The 15,251-nt window shown below is 68.9% G+C and carries 13 protein-coding genes, 1 pseudogene and 2 CRISPR repeat arrays; of the genes and pseudogenes, 9 read left to right on the top strand and 5 right to left on the bottom strand.

Annotation, left to right across the window (positions count from 1 at the left end; all coding sequences use genetic code 11):
* Positions 1-87 precede the first annotated feature (87 nt).
* The 3 genes and pseudogenes from ACFYOH_RS40955 to tcmP form a co-directional block, all read left to right on the top strand.
* A pseudogene (locus ACFYOH_RS40955) lies at positions 88-564 on the top strand (transposase); the annotation flags it as partial.
* Positions 565-930: 366 nt separating this feature from the next.
* Positions 931-1,278 carry a hypothetical protein gene (locus ACFYOH_RS40960; RefSeq protein WP_388636461.1) on the top strand — a complete coding sequence of 116 codons (348 nt, stop codon included), beginning with the start codon at positions 931-933 and terminating at the stop codon, positions 1,276-1,278.
* A 262-nt stretch (positions 1,279-1,540) separates the two neighbouring features.
* Positions 1,541-2,311: direct repeats of the CRISPR family, unit length 29 nt; unit sequence CTGCTCCCCGCGCCTGCGGGGATGGTCCC.
* Positions 2,312-2,631: 320 nt separating this feature from the next.
* A CRISPR array of direct repeats spans positions 2,632-3,514; the repeat unit is 29 nt; unit sequence GTGCTCCCCGCGCCCGCGGGGATGGTCCC.
* A 429-nt stretch (positions 3,515-3,943) separates the two neighbouring features.
* A complete protein-coding gene (gene tcmP / locus ACFYOH_RS40965; protein ID WP_388636463.1) occupies positions 3,944-5,128 on the top strand; it encodes a three-Cys-motif partner protein TcmP in 1,185 nt (394 codons plus the stop codon).
* A 38-nt stretch (positions 5,129-5,166) separates the two neighbouring features.
* Here the strand turns inward: tcmP and ACFYOH_RS40970 are convergent, their stop codons facing one another.
* The 5 genes from ACFYOH_RS40970 to ACFYOH_RS40990 all read right to left on the bottom strand — a co-directional run bounded on the left by ACFYOH_RS40970 (position 5,167) and on the right by ACFYOH_RS40990 (position 12,285).
* Positions 5,167-5,913, bottom strand: coding sequence for a DUF5131 family protein (locus ACFYOH_RS40970; protein WP_388636465.1), 747 nt, complete (start codon positions 5,911-5,913; stop codon positions 5,167-5,169).
* Positions 5,914-6,405: 492 nt separating this feature from the next.
* Positions 6,406-8,460, bottom strand: a complete 2,055-nt coding sequence (locus tag ACFYOH_RS40975) for a hypothetical protein (RefSeq protein WP_388636467.1) — start codon at positions 8,458-8,460, stop codon at positions 6,406-6,408.
* A gap of 1,191 nt (positions 8,461-9,651) precedes the next feature.
* A complete protein-coding gene (locus tag ACFYOH_RS40980; RefSeq protein WP_388636469.1) occupies positions 9,652-10,335 on the bottom strand; it encodes a RibD family protein in 684 nt (227 codons plus the stop codon).
* Positions 10,336-10,356: 21 nt separating this feature from the next.
* Positions 10,357-11,799, bottom strand: coding sequence for a helix-turn-helix domain-containing protein (locus tag ACFYOH_RS40985; RefSeq protein ID WP_388636471.1), 1,443 nt, complete (start codon positions 11,797-11,799; stop codon positions 10,357-10,359).
* Positions 11,800-11,952: 153 nt separating this feature from the next.
* Positions 11,953-12,285: a GntR family transcriptional regulator gene (locus tag ACFYOH_RS40990; protein WP_388636473.1), complete on the bottom strand. Its 333-nt coding sequence runs from the start codon at positions 12,283-12,285 to the stop codon at positions 11,953-11,955.
* A gap of 186 nt (positions 12,286-12,471) precedes the next feature.
* Between ACFYOH_RS40990 and ACFYOH_RS40995 the strand changes: the two genes are divergently transcribed.
* The 6 genes from ACFYOH_RS40995 to ACFYOH_RS41020 all read left to right on the top strand — a co-directional run bounded on the left by ACFYOH_RS40995 (position 12,472) and on the right by ACFYOH_RS41020 (position 15,148).
* Complete coding sequence (locus ACFYOH_RS40995; protein ID WP_388636475.1) at positions 12,472-12,837, top strand: hypothetical protein; 366 nt, start codon at positions 12,472-12,474, stop codon at positions 12,835-12,837.
* Between the two features lie 460 nt (positions 12,838-13,297).
* Positions 13,298-13,738, top strand: a complete 441-nt coding sequence (locus ACFYOH_RS41000; protein WP_388636477.1) for a hypothetical protein — start codon at positions 13,298-13,300, stop codon at positions 13,736-13,738.
* Between the two features lie 150 nt (positions 13,739-13,888).
* Complete coding sequence (locus ACFYOH_RS41005) at positions 13,889-14,059, top strand: hypothetical protein (RefSeq protein WP_388636479.1); 171 nt, start codon at positions 13,889-13,891, stop codon at positions 14,057-14,059.
* Between the two features lie 82 nt (positions 14,060-14,141).
* Positions 14,142-14,327, top strand: coding sequence for a hypothetical protein (locus ACFYOH_RS41010; protein WP_388636481.1), 186 nt, complete (start codon positions 14,142-14,144; stop codon positions 14,325-14,327).
* 166 nt (positions 14,328-14,493) lie between these two features.
* A complete protein-coding gene (locus tag ACFYOH_RS41015) occupies positions 14,494-14,802 on the top strand; it encodes a WhiB family transcriptional regulator (RefSeq protein ID WP_388636483.1) in 309 nt (102 codons plus the stop codon).
* 100 nt (positions 14,803-14,902) lie between these two features.
* Complete coding sequence (locus ACFYOH_RS41020; protein WP_388636485.1) at positions 14,903-15,148, top strand: hypothetical protein; 246 nt, start codon at positions 14,903-14,905, stop codon at positions 15,146-15,148.
* Positions 15,149-15,251 lie beyond the last annotated feature (103 nt).

A 15,251-nucleotide genomic window follows, 5' to 3' on the forward strand; every position in this document is an offset into this window, starting at 1 on the left:
TGCATTGGAGTTGGGAACAGATCTCCTCCGGAACCGCCATACCCTGACAACGAGCCCGCCCATGTAAAGCAGCACCTTGATTCTTTACGGCTTCATTACGCCCGAAATCTGCTGAGCCAGGTCCCGAAGTCTGCTCAGCCGTGGGTGGCCACCTTGCTGCGGACCGTCTTCGAACAGCCCGACACCGACGCCGTCCAAGCCCAGATGCGGCACGTTCTGGACGCGCTGGAGGCCAAGTTTCCCAAGGCGGCAGCCCACTTGGACGCCGCCCAGCACGACCTGCTGGCCTTCACCGCGTTCCCACGTGAGATCTGGCGGCAGATCTGGTCGAACAATCCCCAGGAGCGGCTGAACAAGGAGATCCGGCGCCGCACCGACGTGGTCGGCATCTTCCCCGACCGCACCGCCGTGATCCGCCTGGTCGGCGCGGTCCTGGCCGAGCAGAACGACGAGTGGACCGAGGCCCGCCGCTACATGGGCCGCGAACTCCTCGCCAAGGCCCGCCTCCACCCGATCGAGTCAGAAACCGACGACACCGTCCTGCCCACCGAACTCACCGCATAGCCTCAAATACGAGATCACCGAGTGGCCGTCGATACACCACTCCAGCGGACGTGACCGGGGATGGTCCCACGTTGGCACATCCGAAGTGACCGGGTCCATCTGCTTCTCCCCGCGCCTGCGGGATGGTCCCTTGAGTCCGACCTCGTCCTGCGCCTGGTACTTCGGCTTCGCCGAGCCATCCGGGGGCTCGGGCCCTTTCAGACCAAGGCGGGTCGGCAATCGTGTGGCGGGGCGGGGCTCGCCCGTGAGAGCCTGCGCGCATGCTGAACCCTTCATGGAGCGATGCCGCGTAAGTCGCCGGCAGCGGTGCGGGGCGCTCTTCGTTTTCACCCGCGCAGACGTCAGAGGTTCTCGGTGATTGATGGGGTGTCCGCCGCGACGCTGGGGGAAATCCAGCGTCTGGAACGGACCCGTGGCAGGCCGGGCGAGGTTGCTCGCGATCTCGCCTGGTGGAAGCAGCAGGCCGCAGAGATGTGCCAGCGTCGCTGGCATGGCCTTGGCTCCGGACCGTACTACTACGGCTATTACGGGTGTCCCTGCTGCGACTACGACCCGCCCGAGGGCCGATGGGGACTGGAGCGGGTACTCCAGTCTCTCTCCTCCCGGGGCCGCCGTGACTTCGCGGCAGTGGTCAAAGAGGTGGACGTCCGTGTCCTGGGCGCGACCTATGGCGGCGAACCCGATACTCCGGGCTGGTGGGAGCAACGGATCTGAACCGTGTCCCCAAGCTCTCGGCGTCTGCTACCCGCGCATGCGAAGACGCTCCAGGCTGCGGCCAGCCCTTGCGAGGCGCACTCGCTGCTCCCCGCGCCCTCGAGGATGGCTCTTTCCCTGATCACGGCCTGGTAGAGGTGCGCACTGTCAGGTCGGTGACCTGACACCGTAAACACGGAAGGGAGGTTCGCCCTGTATGCCGGAATCGGTGAAAGTGGTGAGACACGAGCTGCCAACGCGGTAAGAATGCAGGTCAGAGAGTCTGCTCCCCGCGCCTGCGGGGATGGTCCCCCTGAGCCGCGGGCAAAACGGCGTACAGGGCGCTGCTCCCCGCGCCTGCGGGGATGGTCCCGTCTTCCGGCGTGAGGTCGGACGGGGGCAGGACTGCTCCCCGCGCCTGCGGGGATGGTCCCACGGACTGCGTGGCTTCCCTACCTCGGCTGGTCTGCTCCCCGCGCCTGCGGGGATGGTCCCGACGGCCACGGCATCTGGGTGGCCGGGTCCATCTGCTCCCCGCGCCTGCGGGGATGGTCCCAACGACCGGCGCCTCACCGCCCGCACCTACAGCTGCTCCCCGCGCCTGCGGGGATGGTCCCTCGTAGTCCAAGACGTACGCCGCCGAGTCCATCTGCTCCCCGCGCCTGCGGGGATGGTCCCCGCCATGCCCGCCTGCGTCCCATGGCGCAGAACTGCTCCCCGCGCCTGCGGGGATGGTCCCGACACCCGGAGCTGCCCGCGGGCCTCCGTCGTGGTGCTCCCCGCGTTTGTGGGGATGGTCCCCGATGCCAGCCCACCGTCTGGCTCAGGCTCGCGTGCTCCGCGCACCCGCGGGGAAGGGGTCTGCTCCCCGCACACGCGAGGATGGTCCCTGGTACAGGGTGAGGGCCTGCGTGCCGGTGGTCTGCTCCCCGCGCCTGCAGGGATGGTCCCCCTTCTGGGTGTCGGCGGCGGCTGAACTCGAGCGACGCTGAGACTGGGGCTCGCTCGATCTCTGCTGGCGTTGTGTGCTCCCCGCGTATGCGGGGATGGCCCCTGCCGTAGTGGGCGCAGCGGCTTGTCGGCGACGGCTGAAAAGTGGACCAGAGCGAACCCAAGCGTCGGAAGTGGGTCACGATTCACACGTCGCCGACAGCGGCTGGGACCAGTGCTGCTCCCCCGCCTCTGGGGATGGTTCCCCGTAGCTGCTGCACCACCACTTGCGGCCGCAGCGGGAGCTGCGGATCGGGGGCGGCGTGTCCGATTGCTCCTCGCACATAGGCGGCAGGCGAATCGGTGCGTTTGCTCTCTATGCCGGGATCGGTGAAAGTAATGAAAAGCGAGCTGACTGTGCAGTATGAATGCAGGTCAGCAAGTGTGCTCCCCGCGCCCGCGGGGATGGTCCCACTCTGCGAAGTCGAGCCGTGCCAGCGCTGAAGTGCTCCCCGCGCCCGCGGGGATGGTCCCTACGTGGAGCACGTCAGCAGCTGGGCCACCCCGTGCTCCCCGCGCCCGCGGGGATGGTCCCTTTTGCCTGGTCACCGGGTGCGGCAAGGCGTGGTGCTCCCCGCGCCCGCGGGGATGGTCCCCACGACCGAGAGTTCCGCCTCGGCCGACACATGTGCTCCCCGCGCCCGCGGGGATGGTCCCCGTCGGCGGAGTTTCGGGAACTTCGGCGCAGCGTGCTCCCCGCGCCCGCGGGGATGGTCCCTCGCCGGCACGCTGGCGTGGGGCTTCGATACGGTGCTCCCCGCGCCCGCGGGGATGGTCCCCGTTCGTCGACTGCACCACCAGCGAGGTGCTGGTGCTCCCCGCGCCCGCGGGGATGGTCCCCCGGGCACGCTCCTGGAGATCCAGGGCGCGCCGTGCTCCCCGCGCCCGCGGGGATGGTCCCGCACGCGCATGAATGTAGTTCAGGGCCAGGGTGTGCTCCCCGCGCCCGCGGGGATGGTCCCGCCTTCGCGGCGGTGTCGTAGGCCTTGCCCTGGTGCTCCCCGCGCCCGGGGGGATGGTCCCTACCTGATCGGCTGCGCGCCGCCCAGGATGCTGTGCTCCCCGCGCCCGCGGGGATGGTCCCACGAAATCCCGCCCGGCCGTGCTGTAGCTCGCGTGCTCCCCGCGCCCGCGGGGATGGTCCCTCGCCAACGACTACCGGCCACAACGGAACGGGGTGCTCCCCGCGCCCGCGGGGATGGTCCCGTCACCCAGGCCGGCGTCACCGGCGACACCGAGTGCTCCCCGCCCGCGGGGATGTTCCCTCACGGCAGCCGAGGAACGGCTGGGCGAAGCGCTGCTCCTCGCACCCGCGGGATGGTCGCACCGTCGTCGGCCCGAAACTCTGCGGCCCGTGCTGCTCCCCGCGCGAGCGAGGTTGAACCGTCCCGGACTCGCCCGGCGACTTCGGCGTTGTCCTGCTTCCCTCGCGAGTGGGGCGAACCGTCGATCGAGCAACCCTGGTCGCCGCGCCAGGCATTGCCCGATCAGTCAGCCCGTCCAGTCCGGCGCCCAGGCCTCCCCATCCGGCTCATGCAATGCGGTCCGAACTGGATTCCTCTCCTGTCAAACCGCCTCAGCCCGTAGGTGTACACCGGCGTGCTCCCTGACTCGATGGTCCTCTTGCCGGGTATGGCCCCGTGGCTGACTATGCGTAATGGGTGGGTAGTTGAGTCGTGGCGGAGTGGGGGGGCGTATGTCGACGGGTACCGACGGGGGCTACTGGGCGGACAAAGCGCTGCCAAGCGTGTTCAAGCACGATCTCCTCAAGCGGTATCTGCCGCAGTTCGGCGGGATGACCGGCACACAGTCCCACGACAAACGCGTGGTCTACCTTGACGGGTACGCGGGCGAAGGCCGCTACGAGAACGGCAAGCCGGCATCCGCGGAGATCGCGCTGAGGGTCGCCTCGTACCTGCGCGGCAAGCCTGGGTTGACGCTGGAGTGCTTCTTCTGCGAGCCCCAGGCTAAGTCGTTCGACCGGTTACAGACGGTCGTCCAGCAGTACCTGGCCCGCGGCGTAAGGGCACACGCCAACCGTGGTGAGGTCGACGGAGTCCTCGACCAGGTCGTCGAACGAGCCGTCCGGGAACCGCTGTTCCTCTTTCTGGACCCGTGCGGATTGGTCCTGCCGCAGGACCGCCTCGTCGATGTCCTCGCGCGCAAACGCCCGCAGAAACGGCCGGCAACCGAGTTGCTAATGAACTTCAGCATGATGGCCGTGTGGCGCCTGGGCGGGCACGTCCGCTCCCCCAAGGGCAACGAGAAGTCACTGCAGCGGTTCGATGACGTGTGCGGCGGGACCTGGTGGCGGGAGTACTTCGCCGACGCGGTGGCCTCCCGCGACAAGGACGATGCGGCCGAGGACGCGATTGAGGCGGTGGCGGCCGAGTACGCCCGTCGTCTGGAACGGCGCACCGGGATGCTCGTGCAGTCGGTGCCGGTGTCGCACTCGCCGCGCAAACGGGCCGTTTACCGGTTGGTGTTCGCTACCCGCAGCCCGTACGGCCTGTGGGTGTTCGGGGACGCCGTGGCCCGCGCCCGGGCCACGTGGTGGGAGACGCTCGAGGAGCGCGAGGACGACGACGGGGGGCTGTTCACCATGGCCTCGGTGACCCGCCCGGATCCGAAGGAAGTCGAAGCCAAGGCGGTGCCGGAGATCGCGGAAAACCTGGCGAAACTGCTGTTGCGGATCCGGCGGCCCGTCAAGGTTGTCGACCACACCCTGGAAATCTTCGGGGCCTACTACGGGCAGGTCACCGAGCCGGTGGTACGTCAGGCCGTGCGGCTCCTGCACGAGCAGGGCCGGACGCCCAGCAACGGGGTGGGCGTGAAGAAGACCCGCGAGATCACCGTCTATCCCGGCAACCTCGCCGCCTGACGTTGTGGCCCGGGCCCGGGCCACAACGGACCGATCGGTCAGGCCACGGCCGGCAACGGCATCTGGTCCCAGGTCCGGCCTTCCAACAGGCGGCCTCCGGCCTTCGGAGTACGGCCGCCCCACTGCTTGAAGAAGAAGGCAACGCCGGCGTCCTGGCAGGTGTCGCGGATCTGGGTGACCCAGGCTTCGTCGAGTGGCCGGTGTCCGGGACCGGACTCGCCGCCGGCGATCACCCAGTGGATACCGTCCAGACGCAGACCGGGCAGCGGCCCCAGCAGCGGCTCGCAGGACAGGAACCGTACGATCGCGGGAACCTCACGCAGATCGTCGACGCGCGGCAACTCCTTCTCGGTCTCCACCGACACGCCCATCCAGAGGTTGGCGGGCCAGTCGAGCTTCGGGGCGACCTGCCGCAGGCGCCGGCCCCGCTTGGTGAGGACCTGGTAGGTGTGCTGCGGAGTGTCGGCCATGACCTGGAAGACCTGACGGACAAAGCCGAGCGGCACCTTCGCGTGGAACAGGTCGGACATCGAGTTCACGAACACCGTCCGCGGACTCTTCCACCCGTACGGAACGTCCAGGGCCTCCGGGTGCAGCGTGACACCGAAACCCGGCCCGGACGTACGGGGATCACCATCGTTCTGGTACTTCGCCGCGCCCATCGCCTTCAGTCGCTTGGCCAGGGTCAGCGCGTAGCAGTTGTCGCAGCCGGACGAGACCCGGTCGCAGCCAGTCGTCGGGTTCCACGTCGCCTCGGTCCACTCGATCGAACTGCGGTCGCTCACCGGTCCCCTCCAGCCCTCACGTACGCGGCCTCACCCCTGCAGGCAGCCGCGGCGTGCTGCCTAACGATGCCCTCCAGGCTGGGACACCCCGCTAGGAACGCCGGTATCCGCATGCTCTCGATCGACTCTCGTAACTTCACGTCGCAATCCTCCCTTTCAGGAACCTAGTGCTTGTGTTCGACCACGGTCGACACGGTCGCCGCTCTCCCGGCCGCGCTCTCTGACCACCTGCGGAAACAAGCTGCGACAGCTGGGCGTCACGCCGTCTGCACCAGGCGCTGCGGCACCGCTTGGAGGCTGGCCTTCTCCCTGCGGGCCCGGCGCAGCGCGGCGATTCGGGTGGCCTCGGACTCCAAGCGGCGCTGGTCAGGGGCTGCTCGATTGGGGCCGGCGCGTCGTCCGGAACGATGTCCGGCTCGGGGAACACGCGGCGGCGCAGCTCGCACATCGCGGCGATCTGCTGCTCCAAGTCGCCCCCGCTCAGCTTGCCGCTCATGCCGACCCCCAGGGCGTGTAGCCAAGGTCCAGGTGCCCAAGGCCGGACAGGCGCTGGACCTGGTCCACGAACCGGCCGGTGAACAGGCGCCTCGCCGACACCTCGCCGTAGCGGTCGATATGGTCGAACACGACCTGGTGGTCGCAGGCAGCGCGCGTGCGCCACTCCAGGACCTGCTCACGGGTCAGTTCCTCGAGGACCATCTCCTGGTCGACGACGTCGGCCTCCGGCTCCGGCGCGGGATCGGCGGGCGCCGGGCGGGGGCCGGGCAGCACGACCGGGGCCAGACGCGCAGCCTGCTCACCGGCAGCCGTCCGCGCAGCCGCTGCTTCAGCGCGATCCTTGGCGGCCGCGGCCTTCTGGGCGCACTGCTGCTCCCACCGCAGCTCACGGGCCCAGGCCTGGGCCGTCACGGCCTCATGCAGCCGCCGCTCGGTCGCCGCACGGCGCTCCTGAAACGAGGCATACGGCATCGCGGCGTCGACAGCGGCCGCCACCGTGTGGCGCTGATGGCGCCGGGCGTCCCGTTCTCCGTCGCAGGTCGCGCACGATCCGCCGGTATCCAGCCGCAGTCCTTCGTCGCAGCGCACGTCGCCGCATTCCTGCCGCTGGGGCAGGCCCCGGCCGACCAGCCAGCCCACCGGGTCCTGGATCGGCCCCCCCAGTCGCATCTGGTCCTCCAAGCGCCGGGCAAGCCGGTCGGCGAGGACGTTAGGCGCGGCGGTCCGGCCGACCAGACCGCTCAGCCTGGCCAACTCGGTCCGGGTGGCGGCCTCCACCAAGCGGCGGCCGGCGGGACGCTCCAGGCGCGCCCACACCAGCCGAACCGGAGCCAAGATAACCCGCAGGTTCTCCGGCGGCAGCGGCACCCTCCCCCGCTGCCGCCTGCCCTGACTTGCACCGTCCAGGACCCGCACCTTCGTGCCGACCACCGGCCCGCACCCTGAGTTCTTCCTGGTCGTCACCGGGGACTCCTGCTGCTGTTCCCCGCGTAGCGGGCCGCCCGCACCGCCGTCCAACGGCAGCCGGATACCGGCCTTGCTGGCGACGGCCAGTTCCTCGCGCTCGCGCGCGCACTCCGGCCGATCACCGGACCCACCACGGCCTTCGCCGGAAAACCCACCAGAGACAGTGGGAGAAGAGACAGCCGTACGCAGAGAAGAGTGATCAGTGTGAAGGGCTGCCGCAACGTCGGGCTCTGTTACACCCGCCTCCTCAACTACCCGGAGGCCACTGACCTGCTGCTTGGCAAGCGAATCCGAGGCCTCACTACCCTCTGCTGCAACGTCGCGGTCTGAACAATCGAGGTGGAAGGCGGTCGCACGGTCCTCCGATGCAACGCTGGCACCGCGCTGGCCGTGCGCGGCGGCGACCGCCGGTACGATCAGCCGCGTACGGTGCGCGAGACCGGAGGCCGTATGCACTCGGACCCGCTGCACCAGGCGCCGGTCCTCCAGCCGTTCCAGCACCCGCTCCCCCGCCGACGCCGTACAACCCAGCAACCGGGCCACCGTAGCCGCCGCGCGGCCGCGCTTGGTGTCCACCACACCGCCGCACTGCCGCACGCGTCCGGTCTCCCGGGCCGCCAGCACCAGAAGCAGGAGTGCCAGCCGGTCCGTCGCCGCGCCCCGGCCGGTACGCGTACCGATCAGCCCGGCTGGCGTGACCCGGCCGTCCCGATGCGTCCAGCCCGGAGCCATCACGGCCTCCACCAGCCGCAGCAGCGTCGCGAACTCTTTCTTGGCCAAGGCCAACGGATGCCCGATCACGCCCTTCGCAGCCCACAGTGGCCGCACCTTGCACTCCAGGCCATTGTCCTGGCCGTACTCGCCATGCGCCGTGTCTACAGAGACCACGCCGGACCGGCGCAGCACTGGTAGCACATCAGAGGCGACGTACGACGCGGACAGCCCGAGCCACCGAGCCAACTCGCCCGCACGGATCTCCACCACACCCGTCTCTGAAGGCGTACGCGCGGCCAGCACCACCACCGCCAACCGCACTGCATCCGACATGCCCTCCAGACCAGGCACGTCCAACAGCACGCGCACGGCACAACTTAGCCGGGCACGAGCATCGCGCCCCAGAGCCAGCGGGTGCGCCGGGCCACGGTCTGTTGCCACCGGGCCGGCCTGTCGGGGAACCGACCGCAGCTGACGCCTGGGCCTCTGCCCGACGTACCTGTCGATGACCTCGGGCAGCGAAGCGGCTGACGCCACCACGGCGCTCACGCGGGCATCCCGACGACACGCACACGCGGCGCCTCGGCAGGCCGCTCGCATGGCGAAATGGCTGGTTGAACGGGAAACTGTGACCGGATAGACGCCGCAAAATACGCCAACCGGGCATGGATGGGCTGACAAAGGGCAGCACGATGCTGCAACATGAGTCGTGCCTCTTTCTTGATGAGGAAGAAGGCATGACGAAGGGGCCTTCTGACCACTTCGTGGTTCGGCAGAACCGAAGATCGAACTGCTCGACCGGCGGCAACCGGATGGGCAATCCCTTCAGGGGGCGGCAAACCTCCTGGTGGCAGATGGGGCGCCATAGCCTCGGTGACGGCAATCACCGGGGTGGCCGGGCGTCCCGGCGGCTCGAAGCCCCGCTCAGCGGGCGCCGCCAATCGTGCCTACGCCATCTCGTCCCCTTCCAGGGCAGAGGTGCGCCCGTACGCGGAGTGGTACGGGAAGACAAAGAAGGCACCCAGCCGGAGCGACGTACGAGCCATCGCTGCCACGGCGGGTGCCTTGGTGTGTGTCTGTCGGAGGGTACGGGTACCCTGCATCACGTCGAGACCTTCCCTGGAATAGGTCTTCGGCATGGGATCTGGGAGCGCCAACTCCTGAAGTCCCACAGGGTCCGCGAGCGCTACCTCGCGGGCCCTTGCCTTTTCCGTCGTTCTTTTGTCCCGGATACGGTACATCTCCGGGATCACGATCTGACACCCCGGTAGAGCTCGTGTTGCTCTGCTTCTACGCCTCTTGACACGGCGCCAGCTGAGCAGCTACCGACCTATCTGTAGAGGGTGGCAACATGCAGCCGCGCGTCGTCTTTGGACACCTTGGCGAGTGCGGCCTCCTCTGGTGGATCGGCCTCCCTGGAGTAGCCGATTGCCAGCTTGTGCCGTCCTCCCTCGTGATGGTTGCCCCGACTGAGTAGGCACCTGCGACCGGAGGGCACAGCGTGGCCAGGTCGGACGCGCTGTATTCAGCGCAGGTCGTGGTCTCGGTCGAGGGCGTACATCAGGCGGTGCGCTCCTTGGGGGCATAGCGGACGAAGACGACGTCGCCGATCGCCCTGACCTCCAGGACCTTCATCCGGGCCGTTGAACCGCCCGGATAGTCGGCGGCCCCCAGGAACCGTGCAGCCTCGGGCTGGCCCACGAGCAGCGGGGCGATAGCGAGGTGGACTTCGTCGGCGAGGTTCTGTGCCATGAGCTGGGTGTGGATAGTGCCGCCGCCTTCCACCATGAGCCGCTTGACGCCGCGGCGGCCGAGCTCATCGAGGACCAGGCCCCACTCCAGCTCGGGGCCGACGCTGACGACGTCGGCGAGGTCGCCCAGCGTGGCGCGCACCTTCTCCACGGCACCGTCGACGGTGAGCACGAGCTTTTCGCCGCCGTGGTGCCAGAACTTGAGGTCGGCGGACAGGTCGCCACTCGCGGTGACGGTGACCTTCAGCGGGTACTCGGGCTTGCCGTGGGTGATCCGCTGGGCGCGCCGTTCGTCGCTGTTCACCAGCAGGCGCGGGTTGTCCCGGCGCATGGTGTTCGCGCCGATCAGGATGGCGTCGGACTCGGCGCGGACCTGGTCCACGCGGTCGAAGTCAGGCTCGTTGGACAGGCGCAGCCGGTCGGGGCTGGTGTCGTCCAGATATCCGTCCACCGACATGGCGGCGGAGAGGATGACGTACGGGCGCGTGGTCATGGAATCGGTGATCCGTTTCTCTCAGGCTTCGTGGGCGAGGACGGCGTCGAAGTTCTCACGGAAGGTGGACACCTCCGGCTGGCGCTGCCACGGGGCCAGCGACCTGTCGAGGCGGACGAGTTCACGCATGATCCGGCCGGAGCCGGTGTCCTGCGCGACGGTGAGGGCCTGGAGGCCGACTGCGGCGGCCTCTTCCGGCGAACCGGCGCCGGCGTGGGCGACCGCCGCGCGGGCGAGGTAGACGCCCCGGTCCCGGTGGTAGCCCTCTGGCAGGGTCTCGATGGCGCTAGTGAAGACCTCTGCGGCCTCGGCGTGCTTTCCGAGCACCTCCAGGCCTTGCGCGCGGTGAACTTCGACGTACTGCTCGTTCAGCCACACACCCCAGGGGGTCGTGTCGCTGGAGACGCGATCGAGGGCGTTGCGGACGTCGTCGATCGCGCGCTCGCTGTCGGTGGACTCGCCTCGGAGCGCGTGGCCGTAAGACTCGTAGGTTCGTGCCACCGCAGCGAGGCGGCTACGGGGCCGCGCCATTCGCTGTGCGGCCTCAGCCAGGTCAACGACGTCGACCAGGTCCCGCTTCTCCCCGGCGAGCTGGGCCTTGCGCGCCATCACGTAGGAGGTCAGGTCACCGTCGCCGACGGTGTGGCTCCATTGGAAGGCCCTGTCGAGCCAGAACTCTGCGCTGTCGAAGTCGCCTAGGTCCTGGTAGAGCCAGGAGGCAAATTCCGCGTACTGGGTCTGGAGTTCCATCAGAGCCTGGCGGTCGACGCCCTTGGTATCGCGGCGCAAGACCTTGATGGCGTCAATGTGCTCGCGCACGGCCGCGATGGCATGCCTCGGGCCCAGCAGGTTGTCGTTGTCGATGAGCAGTCGGCGAGCGAGCTTGAGGTGCTCGACGGGCGTGCCGCTGTAGGCGGCCGCAGACCGTGCGGGCCGCTTCAGGCTCTCCACAACAACAGAGTCCGCAGCCGCCGGCGTTGCTACGCCGAATGCAGCTGCTGCACCCAGCCCCAAACCACCGCGCAGCATCGCGCGTCGATCCAGTGCCACGAACACCACCGATCCATCTCGTAGACGAGCGGGGACAAAGATCCCCTCATGATCAGACGCTGCCTGCTGGGAGGCAGCGCTGGCCAGCCCGATCGACGCTTCGGATACATGGGGAGCCGAAACGGATACATGACCGTTCGCGGATACAGCGGATACATCCGAGCGGATGTGCTCCCACAGATCGACCAGAACGCCGCCAGCGTCAAGTAACGAATCGACGACTTCGACTTCCTGTCGATGCTTCGGGAACCGGGTTCCGTCCTCCCATTTCTGCAGCTTGGAGTGCGACATGAAGGCTTCCTTCGCTAGGCCGCGCAGGGAGTAGCCCCGGGCATCCCGGAACTCTCGAAGCGTGTAGCCGAAGCGGTGCGCGGGTGACTGATTTGGTGTCAACACCTTTGGCCGCTGGCCCACTTGCTGCCCCCTTCATGTCTCCACTTGGTGTATCCGGCGGCTGGATACGCGGTCGATCTAGAACTCGCTCCGTGGCGGGGCCTACAACTTTGCTAACGAAGTTGAGCCCGTCAGGAAGGGACGAACATGCGCAACGTGACGGCAGGAAGGACGTCAGTCGCTGCGTCCCTTCTCGATCCTTTCGAGGCGTGCGGACAAGTCGGCCACCTGCTCCTCAAGACGCCTGAGCGCGCGGGCTGTCGAGTCTTCGATGGACTCGCTGGCCGTCTCGGTGACGAACGATCCGCGCCCCTGGTGGGAGTAGATCAGTCCGGCTGTCCGCAGCTCAGCCAGCGCTCGCTGGACGGTGCCCGGTGCAACGCCGTACTCGTCGGCCAGCTCACGAGTGCTCTGCAACTTGGTGCCGGCTGTCAGCCGTCCCGAGCGGATCTTGTCGCGTACGTCCTGGACGATTCGCTGGTACGGCTGCACCGCCTCGTTGCTCATGAGCGACATCGTAGGTCGACCCTCTCGACATAGCTAGCTTCCATAGCTTCATCAACGAACCGCTTGACATGCCGTGAACTGTATCAGCTAAGTTAGGTATCACGATAAGGTGGGCTGATCGGAAAAGCCCACCTGCCACTGGCCGGGATCACAACCAGACCGAACACCGAAGGGAGCTCTACCCCCATGAATGCCACCCACCGCTCCGCCATCGAGGTCTTCGACGTCGAAACGCTCGCGCTCCTGAAGGCGGTTGAGGTGCCGCTTCCCGAGTTCGTCGGCCTGGACCTGGATGTGGCGTTCGATACTCCGCTGGAGATGTACGAGGCTGACGAGCTCCCCCACGAGCGCCTCGTGGGTCTGGCCGATGATGCGGCGCTGACCGCGATCCAGGTTCGGCACGACCGACTGATGGCGGCCTCAGACATCACCGCGTACGACCCGAGCATCACCGGCTGGGTTCGTGAGCGCCTGGTCGACGTGCTCCTCCCCTACGCCACGCAGCTGCGCATCGCGCCGCCGGCCGCCGCGCCCGTGCCGCTCGCGGCCTGATCGTCCCGCCGGGTCCATCTCGGACCCGGCTCTCCCACCCGGAACTGTCCCAGGGCGGCGCCGGATGAGGGAGCCGGACCCACAGTCCCCTCCCGCAGTGAGTCGTCCGCCCTTCGGGGCGGCCGGGGTCGAGAGCTCCATCAAACTCCCCCGGGCTTGACCGCACGACGACCTGCGAGCACGTCGCAGCGCTGTGCGCTGTCTGTCCTGCGGGACGCCGGCCTTGCCGAGCGGCCTGGAGGGCGGAGAGAGCACCGCGACGCGCCCCCTGCCACTCCGAACATGAGGAGTTCACGTGCCTGCTTCGCCCCATACGCGCACCGCTCGCCCCCGTAGGAGCCGGACCCGCTCGCGCACTATCAGCCCCCGCCCGGCGCTCGTCATCTCTACCCTCAAGCCCCACCAGTACGACCTGCGCCCTGTCTGCGCGTCGCTGATCTGCCCCGACTGCAAGACGTGGGTGCCGATCACCGGCATCCAGGCCACCAAGCAGAAGCTGGTCCCGCACGACACTGGCCGTGCGGGCAAGGACCTGGCGGTCCGCTGCCAGGGCAGCAACCGCCTGGTCACCGTCGACGTCGCCTTCGAGAAGTGGCAGGAGCGCCTGGAGGACGGCGGCGCCGAGACCGCCAGCCGTCGCCGGACCACCGTGCTGCGCAAGCCGAAGGTGCAGCCCGCCCCGGCCGTCAGTCAGATTGCCGCCCGGAAGCAGGTGCCGGCGGAGGATGAGCCGGGCGACGGCCGGCCGCTGTGGCTACTGCGCGAGATGAAGTGGGCGTCGACCGAGTCGGCGGTTCGCGAGGCGGACGCCCGCCGCGCCCAGCGGCCCGCTGGTGACGCGCCGCTGGGCGCACCGCCGGTCCCGCTCACGACGCTTCACCCCCAGCGCCCCGCGCGCTGACCAGACCCTGCACGAACGACCGCGGCCCCGGCCATCCCGAGCGATCGGGGAGGCCGGGGCCGTGGCCGCTCGTACGAACGGCCAGAACAGCACGACAGCCCCGGCGACTTGAGACCCCCGGGGCTGTCCAGGACCTGACTGGAGGACCTGATGCAGCACAGCATGACATGGACCGCCAAGCAGCCGCGGGCCGGGATCATCGACGACATCGAGCGCGAGGACGACTCCAAGGGCTACGAGCCCGAGGACGCCGCCCGCCTCGAAGTCACCCTGCTCCTGCCCGCCGCCCCGGCGCTCATCGACCTGGAGGCGGCGGCATGATCCTCTGCCTTACGGACGCCGAACGCGCTGAGCTGTCGCGCAAGAACTCGGAGCGGAACAAGGTCGGAGAGGACCACCGCCGATGACTCAGCCTCAGCAGGAGAGCCTCTTCACCCGCTACATGAAGGCGTTCGAGGACTCCGAGCAGCACACCAGCAGCTGCGAGCCCTGCCAGAACGGTGAGGAATGCCCGCAGGGCGCGCCGCTCCATGAGCGGTTCGCCCGGCTCCAGGACGCCTACCGCGAGCGCCAGCTGAAGCAGCGCTGACCCCGGCATTGCCCGTCGTCCCCGCCCCTCGCCGGGCGGGGCCGGCGGAGAGCGTCGGGATGGCACCCCGCTCCGGCCCTCCGGCCGCACCGCCAACACGCCAACAGCCCCAGGGCTCGCACCCCTGGGGCTGTGTCGTACGCAACGGACCTTCTGGGAGGCCCTGATGAATCGCTCTTCCATCGTACGCGCCGCCTACGCCCCCTCCGCCGATCTGCCGGTCAACACCAACTGGCGCGAGCACGGAGCCTGCACGCGGGAGGACCCCGAGCTGTTCTTCCCCATCGGCGACACCGGCCCGGCGCTGCTGCAGATCGAGGAGGCCAAGGCCGTCTGCCGTCGCTGCCCGGTGCTGGAGACCTGCGGCAACTGGGCGCTGGAGACCGGCCAGGCCCACGGGGTGTGGGGCGGGATGAGCGAGGGCGACCGCCGCCGCATTAAGCGCGGTGCCGCCCGAAACCGCGCCGCTTCCTGATCCGCTCTGGCGGCTGCCCGATCCGCCCGCCTCGGCTCCGGCCGGACGGACGGTGAGGAGAGCCGGACAGCCCGGACGAAGTGAGTCGAGGGAGGCCCCTATGGCCACGACGATGACCCAGCTCCAGCCCGGCACGGAAGCCGCTGCCCAGGCGTGCGCCTTCGCGATCTTCGGCAGCGACATCCCGCCGATCGGGCCCGAGGACTACGAGGGCAGCTGGCGTACCGCCCTGCACGTCATCGCGGATGAGTGGGAGGGCGAGGGCCGTGTCGAGCGGCACGCCGCCCGAACCGCGACCGCCATCAACGACCTGCGCCGCCACGGAGCTCAGCTCCACGAGAGCTGACTTCGCTCCCGCATGGCGGGAGCCGACGGCAGTTTCGAGCCCGCTCCGCAGCACGCTCCCAGACCGGCCTCCCACCTCCTGGGCCGTCCGCCTTCTCGAGCGC

The sequence above is a fragment of the Streptomyces sp. NPDC007856 genome (genome assembly GCF_042868225.1).
Lineage (GTDB): Bacteria > Actinomycetota > Actinomycetes > Streptomycetales > Streptomycetaceae > Streptomyces.

Bases quoted from the DNA above. Each gene is read 5' to 3' on its own strand.
- tcmP (WP_388636463.1), top strand. From the start codon at position 3,944: ATGTCGACGGGTACCGACGGGGGCTACTGGGCGGACAAAGCGCTGCCA.
- ACFYOH_RS40980 (WP_388636469.1), bottom strand. From the start codon at position 10,335: ATGACCACGCGCCCGTACGTCATCCTCTCCGCCGCCATGTCGGTGGAC.
- ACFYOH_RS40990 (WP_388636473.1), bottom strand. From the start codon at position 12,285: ATGAGCAACGAGGCGGTGCAGCCGTACCAGCGAATCGTCCAGGACGTA.
- ACFYOH_RS40995 (WP_388636475.1), top strand. From the start codon at position 12,472: ATGAATGCCACCCACCGCTCCGCCATCGAGGTCTTCGACGTCGAAACG.
- ACFYOH_RS41005 (WP_388636479.1), top strand. From the start codon at position 13,889: ATGCAGCACAGCATGACATGGACCGCCAAGCAGCCGCGGGCCGGGATC.
- ACFYOH_RS41010 (WP_388636481.1), top strand. From the start codon at position 14,142: ATGACTCAGCCTCAGCAGGAGAGCCTCTTCACCCGCTACATGAAGGCG.
- ACFYOH_RS41015 (WP_388636483.1), top strand. From the start codon at position 14,494: ATGAATCGCTCTTCCATCGTACGCGCCGCCTACGCCCCCTCCGCCGAT.
- ACFYOH_RS41020 (WP_388636485.1), top strand. From the start codon at position 14,903: ATGGCCACGACGATGACCCAGCTCCAGCCCGGCACGGAAGCCGCTGCC.